A 15,622-nucleotide genomic window follows, 5' to 3' on the forward strand; every position below is an offset into this window, starting at 1 on the left:
ATACCACGGAAATCCGGAATTATTTAAAACAAAAAAACTCCTTAATTTCTTAAGGAGTTTTTTGGTGGGCGATGAGGGGTTCGAACCCCCGACCCCCTCGGTGTAAACGAGGTGCTCTGAACCAGCTGAGCTAATCGCCCTATTTTACTAGGTTGCTATCATTTCGTGATTGCGAGTGCAAATATACGCTAGTTTTTGAGTTCTGCAAAGAAAATCAATTAAAAAATAAAACTTTTTTAAAAATAATTTTTATCTCCTTGTTTATGAATTTGTTATTAAAAGTGTTTTTCAAAACTTTTTGCACAAAAAAGAACTGTTTTTAATTCAAAGGCAATTCAGCAACTACAAAAGTGCTTCCTCCAACGTAAATAAAATCATTTTTGGCAGCATTTTTCTTTGCTTCTGCGAAAGCGATTTCAACCGAATCATATTTTTCTCCTTCTAAATCAAATTGTTTCGCAGCATTTTTTAAGGTTTCGGCAGGTAAACCTCTCGAAGAATCCGGACTGCAGAAATAATATTGCGCTTCTTTTGGGAATAAAGGCAGAATAGCATCCAGATCTTTATCATTGACCACTCCTAAAACAATATGCAGTTTCTCATACTTCTCATTTTGAAGCTGATTCATTACAACGGTCACCCCGTGTTTGTTATGAGCCGTATCGCAGATGATTTTAGGGTTTTCGCCCAATTGCTGCCATCTTCCCTGTAATCCGGTATTTTTTACAACATGCAATAAACCGCTCTTAAGACTTTCATCTGAAACTTTAAAATTGGTGATTTCATTTAAAATCTGAATCGTCTGCTGAACCGTTTTTTTGTTGTAAAACTGATAATCACCAATTAAGTCAGAAAGAAAAACTTCAGCAATCAAATCGGATGCAAAATAAATATCTGTTTGGTTTTCTTCGGCTTTAGCTAAAAAAACAGGCTGAGTTTCCGGAGTATATTCGCCAATAACGACTGGTACATTGGGTTTTATAATTCCGGCTTTTTCTCCCGCAATAGCTTCCAGCGTGTTCCCCAAAAACTGGGTGTGGTCCAAACCAATATTGGTAATTACTGAAATTAGAGGCGTAATGATGTTCGTAGCATCCAGTCTTCCGCCAAGTCCAACTTCGATAATGGCAATATCAACTTCCTCGGTAGCAAAATAATCAAAAGCCAGACCAACCGACATTTCGAAAAAACTCATGTCGTTCGCTTCAAAAAAATCTTTGTGTTTCGCAATAAATTCAATGACAAAATCTTCCGAAATTTCCTTTCCGTTTATTTTGATTCTTTCCCTGAAATCTTTCAGGTGCGGCGAAGTGTACAAGCCAACTTTATATCCCGCTTCCTGCAAAACCGAAGCCAGCATGTGCGAAGTAGATCCTTTGCCATTGGTTCCTGCCACGTGAATACATTTTAAGCTGTTCTGCGGATTGCCCAAATGTGCTGTCAGCAGTCTGATATTGGTTAAGTCTTCCTTGTATGCTGAAGCCCCCTGAAGCTGATACATGGGCAATTGATTAAACATCCAATGGGTAGTTTCCTGATAGTTCATTTTTGAATAAAATAGCGGTTAATTGAAATAATTTCCGATTTTATTAGTTTAATAATAGAGTGAAAATTATCTTTATTGCAAATTTCAAATATTTTTTAGAATTAATTATTATAAACCAGAATTAATATATGTTTAGCTTCATTCAATTACAAACAGATACCATCGCAAACGCTGCATCTAACGTAGTTATCGAAAAAATTGCACCCAGTACCGAAATTTCAGTTTTAGGATTTATTTTAAAAGGAGGTGTATTTCTTATTCCAATCGCAATCTTATTATTTTATACTATTTACGTTATCATAGAACGTTATTTATATATCACAAAAGCATCAAAAATAGACAGCCGTTTAATGCAGGATGTGGGAGATAAACTGCATGCAGGAAATATTGAACTGGCCAGATCAATTGTAGAAAGAAGCAATACGTCTGCCGGAAATATTTTAAAGGAAGGTGTTTTGGTTATCGGGCGTCCAATTGCAGAAATCGAATCCAATATGGATCGTGCTGCCGATATTGAAATTGGCGAAATGGAAAGCCGTTTAGGGCATCTTGGTCTTATTGCCGGTATTGCACCAACGCTTGGATTTGTTGGGACTATTTCGGGTGTAATTAAAATTTTCTACAGTATTTCGGTAACAGAGAATATTAGTATCGGAAACATTTCCGGTGGATTATACGAAAAAATGATCAGTAGTGGGGCAGGGCTTATTGTAGGGATTATTGCCTACAGTGCGTACCACATTCTGAATGGTAAAATTGACGATTTTGCCTTAAAAATTCAGAAACAGATATTAGAATTTGTCAATATAATTCAAAGAGCATAAGCCATGTCTATTAAGAGAAAAAGAAGATTTCATGCTGAGGTGGCAACATCGTCGTTAAGTGATATTATGTTTTTCCTGCTGTTGTTTTTCCTTATTATATCAACGCTTGCAAATCCGAATGTGATCAAAATGACATTGCCAAAAGCAAAAGCAAACGAAAAAACCAATAAACAGCTCATCAGTTTATCAGTTACCGAAGATAAAAAATTCTACATCGACAAACAGCCTGTAGCTTTTGAAGAATTAGAAACCAGTCTTATGTCTAAAATTGGAGACAACAAGGAGCAAACCGTTGTAGTTCGTATTCCGTTTAATTTACAGGTTCAGGATCTGGTAGATGTATTACAAATAGGAGTAAAGAACAATCTAAAATTCGTAATTGCCACGAGTCCGAAGTAAAACAATCATTTGGGCGTGACCACAATAAAAAAATGGGCTAATCAGCGAGATGTTGATACGCCCATTTTTTTATTGCGGTCGGCTATTCGCGATACTTCGGTAGTTTGCTGCAAACGAAGTTCACTGAACTCCGATGAACATAAAGATTAAGTGAAGTAATCCCTCACGCAAGAAAAAGAGAGTATGAGTAAAGAAAAAAAGAGCACAGAGGAAAGAATATAGATTAAAGAAATAGTAACCATAAAGTATGTCATTTCGACGTAAGGAGAAATCACACGTGAAACTCCGCAAAGTAATGTCGATAATCTTTGGCGATCAGCTGGTGTGATTTCTCCCTTCGGTCGAAATGACAATTCACATAAAAAAGGCTTTCTGATTATTCAGAAAGCCTTTTTTATGTGAATTAATTAATCCGTGAAATTCGTGTTTTAATTCAAACTGAAATTATAAATAATCTTCCCAACTTGCTTTACAGGAGCATCATTGTCAGATTCCCATTTCGTATTCATAGCAGCAATTCTTGCCTGGTCTAATAAACATTTTGCAGTGTTTGTTGTTCCTTTAATTCCGGGAGTAGCACTAATTGTTTTTCCGTTTTGATCTACCGAAACTTCAACAACGACTTTCCCTTCTTCGTTGCAGGTGTATTTTGGTGCCGGTTTCGATAAGGCTTTACGGTTTCCAAGTGAATAACCTGATCCACCGCCTGAACCTCCTCCGCTTCCGGCTCCGTAACCGCTTCCGGTACCAATACCATTTCCTGTGCCATTACCGCCTCCGGTTCCTCCGCCTGAACCTCCGGAACCATAATATCCGTTTGAACTTAGGCTTCCGTTTGCTTTTCCTTTATTTCCTGCCACTTTATCATCGCCGTCTCCACCTTTATTTGAACCTTTCATGATGCTGGCTAATGCATCATTGGTTGAGTTAGAAACTTTTGGTTTTTCAGGTACAGGTTTTGTTTCCGGTTTTACTACAGGAGTATTTTTTTTAGGTTTTTCTTTTGTCGGAATCACTACATCTGTTTCATCAGTAGCTGAATTTTCCTGTGTAATGACAGATTCATCCGGAGCTGCTTTTGCCGGAGCTGCTTTTGCATTATTTTTTACATCCAGGACTTCACTTTTATAATTGGCTCCTGAACCCAAATCGCTGTCTCCAAAATTTACGGTTACACCACCGCCACCACCGCCTTCGGCAAGTGCAACGTTATTTTCAGGATTATAAGGAGGCCAGAAACGTATAAAAAAAAGCAACAGCAATAATACTGCGTATATAGCTGTAGAGATTAATAAGGATTTCTTTTTATCTGAAGAATCGGTCAGGGTCATTTTGATTCTGAATTATAATTGTATTTAATAAAAACGCCTAAAAGTACTAAAAATTGTTTATAATAAAAGGCTGAGACAATTTTATCGCTAAGGTTTTTTGCACGCAGATTTCGCAGATTTAAGCAGATTTTTAATTTTAAAATTGTATCTGCGCTAATCTGCTAAAATCTATTTTAAATCTGCGTGAAATATCAATAAAGAGAAGTGTTTTTTTAATCCAAATAATCTGTGAAAAAAAAGCGAGCTAAAATTTAGCCCGCTTAGAAATGAATTATAAAGGAGATTACACTAACTGTTTCAATGCAATCTCAAAAGCAGTCGCACTAATATTTGTTTTTGAAGGATTCAAAGCATGCGCTTTTACAATCGCATTTTTTATAATTTCGGATGTATCGTTAAAAATAGCCTCATCAGTCATTTGAACTTTTTTCTCCATGAAATAAGCAAAAACCCTTGCCATTCCGCAATTCGAAATAAAATCGGGAATCAAACTTACTTTATGATCTACTTCCTCCATGATTGATCCAAAGAAAATTTCCTTATCGGCAAAAGGAACATTTGCTCCGCATGAAATAACTTCAAGACCATTTGAGATTAAACTGTCTATTTGAGTCTGAGTAACTAATCTTGAAGCTGCGCATGGTGTGAAAATTTCAGCGCCAATGGTCCATATTTTTGAGTTGATTTCTTCAAACGGAATCATATTATCGGCAACTAATTTATTTCCGTCTTTGTTTAAAAATAAAGCCCTGATTTCTTCAAAAGAAAAACCATCTTCTTTGATTAAACCACCGTCACGGTCAATAATACCAATGACTTTAGCGCCCATTTCGGCCAAATAAAAAGCAGCTGCAGATCCTACGTTTCCAAATCCCTGAACAATTGCTTTTTTACCTTTTATATCTCCGCCATAGGTAGTGTAAAAATGGCGAACCGCTTCAGCAACACCAAAACCGGTAATCATGTCTGCTACAGTATATTTTCTGGTTACATCCGGAGAGAATTTAGGGTTTTCTATCACTTTTATTACTCCCTGACGCAATTGACCAATTCGGTTAATTTTGTCAGCTTCCGTTGGTTTAAAATGACCATTAAAAACGCCTTCTTGTGGATGCCACACTCCGCATTCTTCTGTCATCGGAATCACTTCATGAATTTCATCGACATTCAAATCGCCGCCGGTTCCGTAATAACTTTTTAATAAAGGAGAAACTGCTTTGTACCAACGTTGTAAAACCCCTTTTTTGCGAGGATCGTTCGGGTCAAAATTGATTCCCGATTTAGCGCCTCCAATTGCAGGGCCTGAAACTGAGAATTTTACTTCCATTGTTTTTGCCAATGACAAAACCTCATTCATGTCAAGGCCTTTTCTCATTCTGGTACCTCCGCCGGCTGCTCCTCCGCGAAGTGAATTGATTACGGTCCAGCCTTCGGCTTCTGTTTCAGAATCTTTCCAGTTAAAAACAATTTCAGGTTCTTTATTTTCGAATTGCTGCAATAAATCTTTCATTTTGTTAAAGTATGTTTAGTTTTTGTAAAAGTATGAAATAGAATAATGCGAATAATGTATTTGGTATCAATTTTATTATTGGAAAAAAGAAAGCCGAAAACAGATCGTTTTCGGCTTTAAGATTTATATTAATCAGGAAATTATTGCCCCAATAAATTTTTCTTTAAGGTTTCATCAACCGGTTTGTTTGAAAGCCAGATTCCAAACAATGCTTTTTTGAAATCAAATCCCGGAATTTTTCCTTTCAGAGCTTCGTTTTTAATAACATTAATGGTTTGGTCCATTGGGTTGTAAGCCAATATAAATACGTCTTTTTCTGTGATTTTGTCGCTCAAAAGTGTTTTTAACTGCTCAATTCTCGGTCTCAACTCTTCAAGATTACTTCCTGCAGATTTTTCAAAACCAACATTCATGGCTTTGGTTAATTTATTAGCAGAAACCATAGACGAAGTAATTTCAATTCGTATGGCCATTTCAGTATCGCTGTCAATAATGAATTGAGGATCCTGAGTTAATTGTGATAAATACAAAGCCTGAACATAAACTTCTAACCACATTTTTGATCTTCCGCCTGCACCGTTAAGTTGTAAAGTTTTGTTTAGAACTTCTATTTTTCTTGGAACAGTAACACCGTTTACATCGATGTGAGATTGCGCAGATACTGTGAATTGTATGCTTAAAAGGAGTGTGAGCAACAGTAAAATCTTTTTCATAGTCTTTCTTGATAATTGTTTTTTTTAGTTTTAGTTTTTTGCAAAAATACTGTTAATTTCTAAAATTCTACCTTTTAAAAGCCAAGTTTTTTGTGATATTGTCTTTGGTTTTTGAAATCTATTGAATTAAGAATCAAATTAGTAAGAGTAATTTTACTGTGTTTTGCTGCATGTGTCTTCTCTTATTAGATTATCATTGAAGAATATCCAGATGAGTGTATTTTAATTTTTCTAATCAATAATTTTATTCTTAAATTCTGAGTAATTTGTTGTGAAATTAAAGTTTAGATGTTTTTTATTTAACAGATCAACGAAAACGTTATCGTATTTTTTGATTAAAGCTTAAAATACTATGCATGCATTGTTATTTGATATTTAAAATTTATCTTTGAAAAGCTTCTTTATGGAAAATATGGAATGCATTTTAACAACTAAAGAACCACTATTATGGATTTTAATCTAACAGAAGAGCATTTAATGATTCAGCAGGCAGCGAGAGATTTTGCTCAAAATGAATTATTGCCGGGTGTAATTGAAAGAGACGAGAAGCAAATTTTTCCGACGGAACAAATAAAAAAAATGGGACAATTAGGTTTCATGGGAATGATGGTGGATCCTAAATACGGAGGAAGCGGTCTGGATACAGTTTCGTACGTAATTGCAATGGAAGAAATTTCTAAAGTGGATGCTTCGGCTTCAGTAGTGATGTCTGTAAACAATTCTTTAGTTTGCTGGGGAATACAAGAATTTGGAACCGAAGAGCAAAAACAAAAATATTTACCGGGACTGGCTTCGGGTGAAATTCACGGTGCTTTTTGTTTAAGTGAGCCTGAAGCGGGAAGTGATGCCACTTCGCAAAAAACAACCGCTATTGATATGGGAGACCATTATTTGGTAAACGGTACAAAAAACTGGATTACCAACGGAAATACGGCTTCTGTTTATTTGGTTATTGCACAAACGCATGCCGAACTGAAACATAAAGGAATAAATGTGCTGATTATGACCAAAGATATGCCCGGATTTTCAATCGGACCAAAAGAGCAAAAAATGGGTATTCGAGGGTCAGATACGCATTCATTAATGTTTAGTGATGTGAAGGTTCCCAAAGAAAACAGAATCGGTGAGGATGGTTTCGGGTTTAAATTTGCTATGAAAACGCTTGCGGGCGGACGTATTGGAATTGCTTCTCAGGCTCTGGGAATCGCTTCAGGGGCTTACGAACTTGCTTTGAAATATTCAAAAGAGCGCAAAGCTTTCGGTACTGAAATCTGTAATCATCAGGCCATTGCATTTAAACTGGCGGATATGGCGGTTAATATTGAAGCAGCCCGTCATTTGTGTATGAAAGCCGCCTGGGATAAAGACCAGCATAAAAATTATGATGTAAGCGGTGCTATGGCTAAATTATTTGCTTCCCAGACAGCTATGGATACAGCAGTAGAAGCGGTTCAGATTCACGGAGGAAATGGGTATGTAAAAGAATATCATGTGGAACGTATGATGCGTGACGCCAAAATCACCCAAATTTATGAAGGAACTTCTGAGATTCAGAAAATTGTAATTTCAAGAGCAGTTATCGGAGGATAATTTTCTCTTTTTAATAGTCAAAACCCTTTCGGCTTTTTTAGCTTTGAAAGGGTTTTTTTACGTTTATTTTTTTTACTTTTCCGAAGTTTATCTTTTTAATCTATTTGAGTAGTATTCAACAATCATTTTTTATGAAAAAACTATACTTTATCCTGCCATTTGTTTTGTTAGGCTGTAAATCCGAAATTTCAACAGTGAGCGGAAAAACTTCACAGTCAACATCTGAAAAGGCTGAAATTAATTATACAGTTGAACAAAATGAAGTTTCTGATTTTTTAAAATACCTTTCCTCTGATGAATTGGAAGGAAGAGAAACAGGAACGCAGGGTATTGAAAAAGCAGCTGTTTTTCTGGAAGATTTTTTTAAGAAGAATAATGTGAAACCCTATTTCAGTACGTATCGTGATACGCTTACGAATTTTAAGTCGCCGGCTTATAATATTGTAGGTTATTTGGAAGGAAGCGATCCTGAACTCAAAAAAGAATTTGTGGTTTTGAGTGCGCATTACGATCATATTGGTCTGCAAAAAGACAAGCAGGATGACATGATTAATAACGGTGCAAACGATGATGCTTCAGGAGTGACTGTGGTAGCAGAAATGGCTAAATATTTTGCGAAGACAAAATCGAATAAAAGAAGTATTCTTTTTGTATTTTTTGCAGGAGAAGAAAAAGGATTATTAGGGTCGAAAAGTTTAGTGCAGAAACTTAAAAAGAAAGATTTTAATTTATACGCCCAGTTAAATATTGAAATGGTTGGTGTACCAATGAAAAGAGATTACCTGGCCTATATTACTGGTTTTGATAAATCAAATATGGCAGAGAGAATTAATCAGTACACCGGAAAAAACACAATTGGTTTCCTGCCAAAAGAAGCAGAATATGAGCTTTTTTACCGATCTGATAATTATCCTTTTTATGATGTTTTCAAGAAACCTTGCCAGTCTATAAGTACTTTTGATTTTGAAAATTTCGAATTTTATCATCATCCGTCAGATGAATTTCAGGTAATGAATATTCCGCATATAACTAAATTTGTGCAGGAGTTTTTGCCTGCTGTTACCAAAATTGCAACATCGCCTGCTCAGGAAATTACGATGACAAAATAAAGATTCCTTTTACAAGATTTGATTATTTTTGCGCTATGAAAAATATTATAATTACAGGAACTTCAAGAGGAATTGGTTATGAATTGGCATTACAGTTTGCAAATGAAGGTCATCAGGTTTTAGCCATTTCAAGAAAAACGCCAAAAGCGCTTTTAGAACACCAAAATGTAACCTGCCTTTCGGTTGATTTGGCAGATGAATCCCAACTCGACACAGTGTGTGATTTTCTTTCTTCAAGCTGGAAAAAAGTGGATGCTGTAGTACATAATGCCGGGGCTTTAATTTGGAAACCTTTTGCAGAAACTACCCAGACAGATTTTGAAAATATTTATAAAGTGAATGTTTTTGCCGTTGCCAATCTTACCCGAATTTGTTTGCCGTATCTTGAAAAAGGAAGCCATGTGGTTACCATCAGTTCAATTGGCGGAGTACGAGGCAGTCTTAAGTTTGCAGGACTTGCGGCTTACAGTTCAAGTAAAGGAGCAGTTAGTACCTTAACCGAATTATTGGCTGAAGAATATAAAGAAAAAGGCATTTCATTTAATGTTTTAGCCTTGGGTTCTGTTCAGACTGAAATGCTCAATGAAGCTTTCCCGGGTTATCAGGCACCCATTTCTGCAGAAGGAATGGCAACTTATATTTATGATTTTACGCTTAACGGAAATAAATATTTTAACGGAAAAGTGTTAGAAGTTTCTTCGACTAATCCTTAGTTTGTTTTTAATTTAACCTCAAATTTAACCATCACGAATTTATGAAAAGAAAATTTTTAGTTCTTACAATTGTTTTTTACTGCCTTTTTTTTGGTTCAAAGATTTCAGCCCAGGCTTATAAGTCAGAGAACATTAACTTTAATACTTATATATTTCCTACAAGCTATATTCCCAAAGATTATTATAATTATGGAGTAAAAATAAACCTTTCAGAAAATCCAATTTCAGTAATAATTGATGGAGAGAAAAAGTCATCACGTCCTCCACTTACTTATCATGCTGGTGATTTTTTTTCTGAAAAAGAATTAATACGTCTTATAGTAGGGACAGAAGATGAAGAAAAGATTAAAATCGGTTTTGTTCCTACTATACTGGAGTTTGGACATACAAATCAGCCAATTGAAGCGAAAGATCACTTTATAATAGATGTTTCCTATAAGAATGTTGTATATGGTGCTGATATAAGTGAAAATAAATCTTTAGAAACTCCATTTACATATACTGTATATTACAGTTATGACACCGTAATTAAAATCATAAATAGCTATAGTAAGCAAGTCGTTATGGAAAAAAAGGATACTACTTATAAAAAAATGATTTCTTACAGTTTTGAAGGTTACATACCCGGATTTAAAACAAAGCCGGAAGCAGTAAATTATTTAATTGCTAATATTGATAAAGGTTTTACTAATGACGTTGTGAATGATATTAAACAATATTTGAGGCCGACGCTGGACTTTTGGTTAGATGTTCAATACATTCAGGATAGATGTTTTTTTTCCAGAATTTCGAAAGAAGATAAAAATCCATTGTTCTTAAAATTAAATCAGGATGTTGATGCTATAGAAAAATGGTCACGTCAAAAAACAGAACCAATGTTTGATGATGCTTTTCTTTCTGCCAATGCTGAATTTATTCAAAAAAATAATTTGGAAAGCAACACAGATCAATCTCGATATTTTCATGATAAAACTCGTTTGTTGAATTATAAAAACTTTCTTGATGATAAAAAAGTTCTTACTGATTTTATCTTAAAAATGAATCAGTATACGAAACAATTTGATGCAAATGATAAAGGGCAAAAAGTTGCTTTATGGGCCTGTTATGTAAACATTGCTTCAGGTTTTTCTGTTTTGGGTAATTACAAAAGCAGTTTAGAATACATACAGAAAGCAAGATTATTAGATTATCAGGAAAGACAAGTAAAGAATATTGAAGATAAAGTGATAGAAAGGCAAAAGAATCATAATATTTTTGTTGATGCTAATGGAGAAATAAAAAAAGATGTAAACGATTTGTATTTGAAATATTTCAAGCTTTAATATAAATAACTTTGTTGAGATCAATTAAAATGATTATATCTTGAACGAAACTCTTGCAAAATATATTCCCGAACATGCCGTAAAGCCTGTTTTCGATTTGATTGTTGCCAATCAGGTGCATCTTAAAATCGTCAATGAACGCCAAACACGTCACGGCGATTACAGACGTGGACCTAGTGGTAAACATGAAATTACAGTAAATGCAAGTTTGAATAAATATCGTTTTTTGATTACACTGATTCATGAAATTTCTCATTTAGTGGCTTTTGAGAAGTTTGGACGAAATATAAAACCTCACGGAAATGAGTGGAAATTTACATTTCAGCGTTTGATGGTTCCGTTTATTCGTCCGGAGATATTTCCAAATCAGATTCTGCCACTTTTGGCAAGACATTTTAAGAATCCTTCGGCAAGTAGTGATACGGATACCACTTTGTCTTTAGCTCTTAAGCAATATGACAAAGAAAACGATAAGAATTATGTATTTGAGATTCCGTATGGGAGTGTTTTCAGAATTAAGAACGGTAAAGTTTTCAAGAAGATTGCAGTCAGGACAAAACGTTTTGAATGTCTGGAAATCAGTTCCGGGAAATTGTATCTTTTTAATCCGAATGCTGAGGTAGAATTGATAAATATCCAGTAAAGAAATCCCAAATTCCATTTTAAAGATTGGAATTTGGGATTTTTTTTTGAAAACTTAAAATCAAAACTTTAGTAAAACATATAATTTATCTTATGTTTATAGTAAAAATCCAATTGAATAATCACTAAGTAATTATGATAAAAAAACTACTTCAAATTGTTGTTGCTCTTACTTTTTCAGTTTCACTATGTGCACAAGAAAAGGATACTATTCAATTTGTTAAGACAGGATCTCCAATTCTTTATTTTGAACTATTTGGCGGGATTTCTGTTATAAAGGATTTTGGATATACAGGTGGTTTTGAATTGAATTACCAATACAAAAAAAGTCTTTTTAGTTTTAGATATTCAGATGTAAAAAGCATTAAAGAGGATAAGGAAAAAAGATTACTTATTATACCTTATTATTTTGCCTCAGAAAATATCAAAGAATATGCTTTGTTGTACGGTATAAGAAATGTAAAACAAAAAACTTCTTTTAGTATTTCAGCAGGAATCAGCCACAATTATTTAACAAAAACACTTAAAGATAATGAGGGTAATTTCTATCTAAGATCTGAAAGTTATGTTGGATTCCCTTTTGAGGCAAATATGAAGTGGTTTTCTTTAAAAAAACGTTCTAAAATGATATGGAATGTATTGATACCTAGTGGAGGGGTTAAGCTATTTGGTAATATATCTGAACGGAGTTTTATAGGATTGGGAGGTACCTTCGGTATAGGTCTTAATAAAAAGTATTAATTGTAAAATAAAAAAATCCCAAATTCCATTTTAAAGATTTGGAATTTGGGATTTTTTTATATTGGAATTTTAAAAGCTTCTAGCCTTTCAAATATGCTTCTCTTACCTTTTTGAATAAATTCGAAGAATAAACAAATTTTACGATGTCTTTGTTGTCTGTTCTAAAAATTTCTTCTTTAGTTCCCTGCCAGGCTTTAAGACCTTTCTTCAGGAAAACAATATTTTCTCCAATTTCCATTACCGAGTTCATATCGTGGGTATTGATTACCGTTGTAATATTGTATTCTTTAGTAATTTCCTGAATTAGATTATCAATCAATGTAGAGGTGTTAGGATCCAGACCAGAGTTTGGTTCATCACAAAATAAGTATTTTGGATTATTTACGATAGCACGTGCAATTGCCACACGTTTCTGCATACCTCCTGAAATCTCAGATGGCAGTTTTTTGTGAGCCTCAACTAAGTTTACTCTTTCTAAAACAAAATCAACACGTTCTTTAATTTTTGCTTTGTTGTCGTTCGTAAACATTCTTAACGGAAACGCAACATTTTCTTCCACAGTCATCGAATCAAATAATGCGCTTCCCTGAAATACCATTCCGATTTCAGTTCTCAATTCACGTTTTTCATCCTTGTCTAAATCAGAATAAACTCTTCCATCAAACTCAATTGTTCCTGTGTCAGGGGTGTGAATTCCTAATAATGTTTTTAACAAAACGGTTTTCCCGGATCCACTTTGTCCAATAATTAAGTTGGTTTTACCCGTTTCAAAAACGGTCGAAACGCCTTTTAAAACTTTGCTGTCACCAAATGATTTTTCAATATTTTTTACTTCTATCATTACCCTAATAATAATTGAGTTAATATATAATTAAAAAGAATGATACAAACAGATGTCCATACAAACGATACTGTACTAGCTTTACCAACTTCTAATGCGCCGCCTTTCATATAATAACCGTGAAAAGATGGAATTGTAGCCAATAACATGGCAAAAATTAAAGTTTTAATAAAAGCGTATGTAATATGAAAAGGAATAAATTCCATTTGGGCTCCTGCAATAAAATCCTGACTTGTAGAAAATCCGCCATAAGCACTCGCAAGCCACCCTCCGAAAATGCCTAAAAACATACTAATTCCAATTACAAAAGGATACATTAGCAAAGCTACAATTTTCGGAAAAACGAGATAGTTTAGTGAATTAACTCCCATAACTTCTAATGCATCAATTTGTTCGGTAACACGCATTGTTCCGATACTTGATGTGATATATGATCCCATTTTACCGGCCATAATAACGGATATAAAAGTAGGGGCAAACTCCAGAATTACAGATTGACGCGTGGCAAAACCAATTAAATATTTTGGAATTAAGGGATTCGTTAAATTCAGAGCAGTCTGAATTGCTACAACCCCGCCAATAAAGAAAGAGATAAAACAAACGATTCCCAGAGAATCAATGATTAAATCGTCGATTTCCTTGAAAATTAATTTTTTCATGACAGACCATTTAGTCTGTTTGTTGAAAATTTCTTTCAGCATTAAAAAATATTTCCCTATCTGGGATAAATAACGAATTAACATCATGGTTTTACAAATATTGGCTAAGGTAAAAAGAAGTTATGAGTTTTGGGGTATGAGTTCCTGATTTTCGGTTTTTTTTGGCAATCAGATTAACTTTTGTTTCATTTTTTGAAAACGGTATTTTCTTATGAATTTAGCCTGTTCATCGGTAACCAATAAAGGAGTATTTGCTTTTTTTGCTTTCCAGAACCCTCTTATATAATCAAGAAAGAGAAAAGGTTTTTTCTTCATCATAGCCAGTTTTGCCGAAGCAATTGCAGTAATCCAGAAGCCGTAACCTAAAGTATAAAATGCTTCTCCTTGTTTATAGCGGGCCGTTTTGTTGTAGTTTGCGCCTGTTGGTTTTAAATGTTTTACGTGTAATGATTTATCTGTGACAATTTTCCAGTCATAATATTTACACAATAATTCGTCTACAGTATCCCAGCCCATAGCTGGTTTTAAACCGCCAATTTGTTTGTAGGTTGCTGCACGATATGCTTTTAAGGCTCCTCGAATATGATCTTTATCGGTTAGGTTTTCTAAAACCCATTCTCCGTTTTTTTCAATATAGCAAAATCCGCCCACCATTCCGATTCTTGAATCAGATTCGAAATGCTTGATGATGGTTTCAAAATAATTGGGAGGGAAAATTAAATCTCCGTCTATTTTTACAATAATATCATAATCAGAATCCAGCGTTTCAAAGCCTTTCTGAAATGCCTGAATCACTTTACTACCCGGTAAATGAATCGCATCAGAAGTTTTGTTTACAACCGAAATAAACGGATGCTCTTTTGCAAAAACCAACACAACTTCTTCTGTTTTATCTGTAGAATTGTCATTCACCACAACTACTTTTGAAGGTAAAACAGTTTGTGAAATTAAAGATTGTAAGGTCAAACCAATTAAATCTTGTTCGTTGTGTGCGGGAATGACGATGTAGTATTTCATATTAAATTCCAATTTTTTTAAATTCCAAATTCCAATTCTTTGAGAATGAATCCCAATTTTTTTTAAATTCCAAATTCCAATTAAAGCTAGTTCAATTGGAATTTGGAATTTAAATATTGGAATTTTTATTTAATTTTCTCTGCAACAACAATATAATATCTTGGAGTGAAATATCTCAATAAAGGTCTTAATCCAAACTTTTTTACAGGATGTGTAAATTGCAGACGATCTGTTATTTTCCATCCCGTTTTTTCTAAAAGCCAGTCAAGCTGCCAGTCTTCAAATTCGTGATAATGTCTGTCCCACATATCCGTTTTAGAACGATAAGCCGGAGAAAACCATAGACGTAACGGAATTGAAATTAGTAATTTATCGCATTTTACGTTTTCTAAAATCGTATAAGGATTTAGCAAATGTTCGAAAATTTCAAATGCAGTAAAAACAGTATAGTCTTCTGTTTGTAAGGCAGTTTGATCGTTGTCTAAATCTTCTCCTTTTGTGTTTTTTACAGTATAGCCATTCTCCTCCATTATTTTAGAAAACGGATTTGATACACCAAAATCAAAAATAGTTTCTGATGTGCTAACGTGTTTTTGTAAAAATTCTAAAGTAAGTTTGAATCTTTTATTCGGAAACGTTTTTTCGTACATTTTTTATTTTTTATC

Annotated in this window: 16 protein-coding genes and 1 tRNA gene; 8 read left to right on the plus strand and 9 right to left on the minus strand. The window is 34.2% G+C overall.

All coding sequences use genetic code 11. The features are described 5' to 3' along the window. Positions 1-62: 62 nt before the first annotated feature. Positions 63-140, minus strand: a tRNA-Val gene (locus FLV_RS03025). Between the two features lie 179 nt (positions 141-319). Then, on the minus strand, positions 320-1,546 hold the full coding sequence (locus FLV_RS03030) for a bifunctional folylpolyglutamate synthase/dihydrofolate synthase (RefSeq protein ID WP_243230648.1): 1,227 nt from the start codon (positions 1,544-1,546) through the stop codon (positions 320-322). A gap of 128 nt (positions 1,547-1,674) precedes the next feature. On the opposite strand from FLV_RS03030, the gene FLV_RS03035 reads away from it, so the two are divergent. Continuing rightward, complete coding sequence (locus FLV_RS03035; protein WP_243230650.1) at positions 1,675-2,370, plus strand: MotA/TolQ/ExbB proton channel family protein; 696 nt, start codon at positions 1,675-1,677, stop codon at positions 2,368-2,370. A gap of 3 nt (positions 2,371-2,373) precedes the next feature. Then, complete coding sequence (locus FLV_RS03040) at positions 2,374-2,769, plus strand: ExbD/TolR family protein (RefSeq protein ID WP_243230652.1); 396 nt, start codon at positions 2,374-2,376, stop codon at positions 2,767-2,769. A 428-nt stretch (positions 2,770-3,197) separates the two neighbouring features. Here the strand turns inward: FLV_RS03040 and FLV_RS03045 are convergent, their stop codons facing one another. The 3 genes from FLV_RS03045 to FLV_RS03055 all read right to left on the minus strand — a co-directional run bounded on the left by FLV_RS03045 (position 3,198) and on the right by FLV_RS03055 (position 6,323). Beyond that, on the minus strand, positions 3,198-4,100 hold the full coding sequence (locus tag FLV_RS03045; RefSeq protein ID WP_243230653.1) for an energy transducer TonB: 903 nt from the start codon (positions 4,098-4,100) through the stop codon (positions 3,198-3,200). A 283-nt stretch (positions 4,101-4,383) separates the two neighbouring features. Further along, positions 4,384-5,610, minus strand: a complete 1,227-nt coding sequence (locus tag FLV_RS03050; protein ID WP_243230655.1) for a Glu/Leu/Phe/Val dehydrogenase dimerization domain-containing protein — start codon at positions 5,608-5,610, stop codon at positions 4,384-4,386. Between the two features lie 140 nt (positions 5,611-5,750). Further along, complete coding sequence (locus FLV_RS03055; protein WP_243230656.1) at positions 5,751-6,323, minus strand: chalcone isomerase family protein; 573 nt, start codon at positions 6,321-6,323, stop codon at positions 5,751-5,753. Between the two features lie 447 nt (positions 6,324-6,770). Here FLV_RS03055 and FLV_RS03060 point away from each other — a divergent pair, with 447 nt between their 5' ends. The 6 genes from FLV_RS03060 to FLV_RS03085 all read left to right on the plus strand — a co-directional run bounded on the left by FLV_RS03060 (position 6,771) and on the right by FLV_RS03085 (position 12,440). Further along, entirely contained in the window at positions 6,771-7,913 is a 1,143-nt protein-coding gene (locus FLV_RS03060) for an acyl-CoA dehydrogenase (RefSeq protein WP_243230657.1), read from the plus strand. Positions 7,914-8,044: 131 nt separating this feature from the next. After that, positions 8,045-9,022 (plus strand): M20/M25/M40 family metallo-hydrolase, encoded by a 978-nt coding sequence (locus FLV_RS03065; protein WP_243230658.1) that lies wholly within the window; start codon positions 8,045-8,047, stop codon positions 9,020-9,022. Between the two features lie 35 nt (positions 9,023-9,057). Then, a complete protein-coding gene (locus FLV_RS03070) occupies positions 9,058-9,735 on the plus strand; it encodes an SDR family NAD(P)-dependent oxidoreductase (RefSeq protein WP_243230659.1) in 678 nt (225 codons plus the stop codon). 41 nt (positions 9,736-9,776) lie between these two features. Next, a complete protein-coding gene (locus tag FLV_RS03075; protein ID WP_243230660.1) occupies positions 9,777-11,057 on the plus strand; it encodes a hypothetical protein in 1,281 nt (426 codons plus the stop codon). A 40-nt stretch (positions 11,058-11,097) separates the two neighbouring features. Beyond that, entirely contained in the window at positions 11,098-11,700 is a 603-nt protein-coding gene (locus tag FLV_RS03080; RefSeq protein ID WP_243230661.1) for a SprT-like domain-containing protein, read from the plus strand. Positions 11,701-11,834: 134 nt separating this feature from the next. Next, a complete protein-coding gene (locus FLV_RS03085) occupies positions 11,835-12,440 on the plus strand; it encodes a hypothetical protein (protein WP_243230662.1) in 606 nt (201 codons plus the stop codon). A 79-nt stretch (positions 12,441-12,519) separates the two neighbouring features. Here FLV_RS03085 and FLV_RS03090 read toward each other — a convergent pair whose 3' ends face one another. From FLV_RS03090 to FLV_RS03105, 4 genes are all read right to left on the minus strand, one after another. Then, entirely contained in the window at positions 12,520-13,281 is a 762-nt protein-coding gene (locus FLV_RS03090) for an ABC transporter ATP-binding protein (protein ID WP_243230663.1), read from the minus strand. Then, entirely contained in the window at positions 13,281-14,027 is a 747-nt protein-coding gene (locus FLV_RS03095) for an MlaE family ABC transporter permease (RefSeq protein ID WP_243230664.1), read from the minus strand. The genes FLV_RS03090 and FLV_RS03095 overlap by 1 nt, the downstream gene beginning before the upstream one ends. An 81-nt stretch (positions 14,028-14,108) precedes the next feature. Continuing rightward, positions 14,109-14,957, minus strand: coding sequence for a glycosyltransferase (locus FLV_RS03100; RefSeq protein ID WP_243230666.1), 849 nt, complete (start codon positions 14,955-14,957; stop codon positions 14,109-14,111). Between the two features lie 125 nt (positions 14,958-15,082). Continuing rightward, a complete protein-coding gene (locus tag FLV_RS03105) occupies positions 15,083-15,607 on the minus strand; it encodes a methyltransferase (RefSeq protein WP_243230667.1) in 525 nt (174 codons plus the stop codon). Positions 15,608-15,622: the final 15 nt, after the last annotated feature.

It is taken from the genome of Flavobacterium pectinovorum (assembly GCF_022802975.1).
Lineage (GTDB): Bacteria > Bacteroidota > Bacteroidia > Flavobacteriales > Flavobacteriaceae > Flavobacterium > Flavobacterium pectinovorum_B.

What these genes read in the sequence shown, in the direction of transcription:
- FLV_RS03030 (WP_243230648.1), bottom strand. Translation starts at nt 1,546, where the DNA reads ATGAACTATCAGGAAACTACCCATTGGATGTTTAATCAATTGCCCATG.
- FLV_RS03060 (WP_243230657.1), top strand. Translation starts at nt 6,771, where the DNA reads ATGGATTTTAATCTAACAGAAGAGCATTTAATGATTCAGCAGGCAGCG.
- FLV_RS03070 (WP_243230659.1), top strand. Translation starts at nt 9,058, where the DNA reads ATGAAAAATATTATAATTACAGGAACTTCAAGAGGAATTGGTTATGAA.
- FLV_RS03090 (WP_243230663.1), bottom strand. Translation starts at nt 13,281, where the DNA reads ATGATAGAAGTAAAAAATATTGAAAAATCATTTGGTGACAGCAAAGTT.
- FLV_RS03055 (WP_243230656.1), bottom strand. Translation starts at nt 6,323, where the DNA reads ATGAAAAAGATTTTACTGTTGCTCACACTCCTTTTAAGCATACAATTC.
- FLV_RS03065 (WP_243230658.1), top strand. Translation starts at nt 8,045, where the DNA reads ATGAAAAAACTATACTTTATCCTGCCATTTGTTTTGTTAGGCTGTAAA.
- FLV_RS03085 (WP_243230662.1), top strand. Translation starts at nt 11,835, where the DNA reads ATGATAAAAAAACTACTTCAAATTGTTGTTGCTCTTACTTTTTCAGTT.
- FLV_RS03105 (WP_243230667.1), bottom strand. Translation starts at nt 15,607, where the DNA reads ATGTACGAAAAAACGTTTCCGAATAAAAGATTCAAACTTACTTTAGAA.
- FLV_RS03095 (WP_243230664.1), bottom strand. Translation starts at nt 14,027, where the DNA reads ATGATGTTAATTCGTTATTTATCCCAGATAGGGAAATATTTTTTAATG.
- FLV_RS03035 (WP_243230650.1), top strand. Translation starts at nt 1,675, where the DNA reads ATGTTTAGCTTCATTCAATTACAAACAGATACCATCGCAAACGCTGCA.
- FLV_RS03075 (WP_243230660.1), top strand. Translation starts at nt 9,777, where the DNA reads ATGAAAAGAAAATTTTTAGTTCTTACAATTGTTTTTTACTGCCTTTTT.
- FLV_RS03045 (WP_243230653.1), bottom strand. Translation starts at nt 4,100, where the DNA reads ATGACCCTGACCGATTCTTCAGATAAAAAGAAATCCTTATTAATCTCT.
- FLV_RS03050 (WP_243230655.1), bottom strand. Translation starts at nt 5,610, where the DNA reads ATGAAAGATTTATTGCAGCAATTCGAAAATAAAGAACCTGAAATTGTT.
- FLV_RS03040 (WP_243230652.1), top strand. Translation starts at nt 2,374, where the DNA reads ATGTCTATTAAGAGAAAAAGAAGATTTCATGCTGAGGTGGCAACATCG.
- FLV_RS03100 (WP_243230666.1), bottom strand. Translation starts at nt 14,957, where the DNA reads ATGAAATACTACATCGTCATTCCCGCACACAACGAACAAGATTTAATT.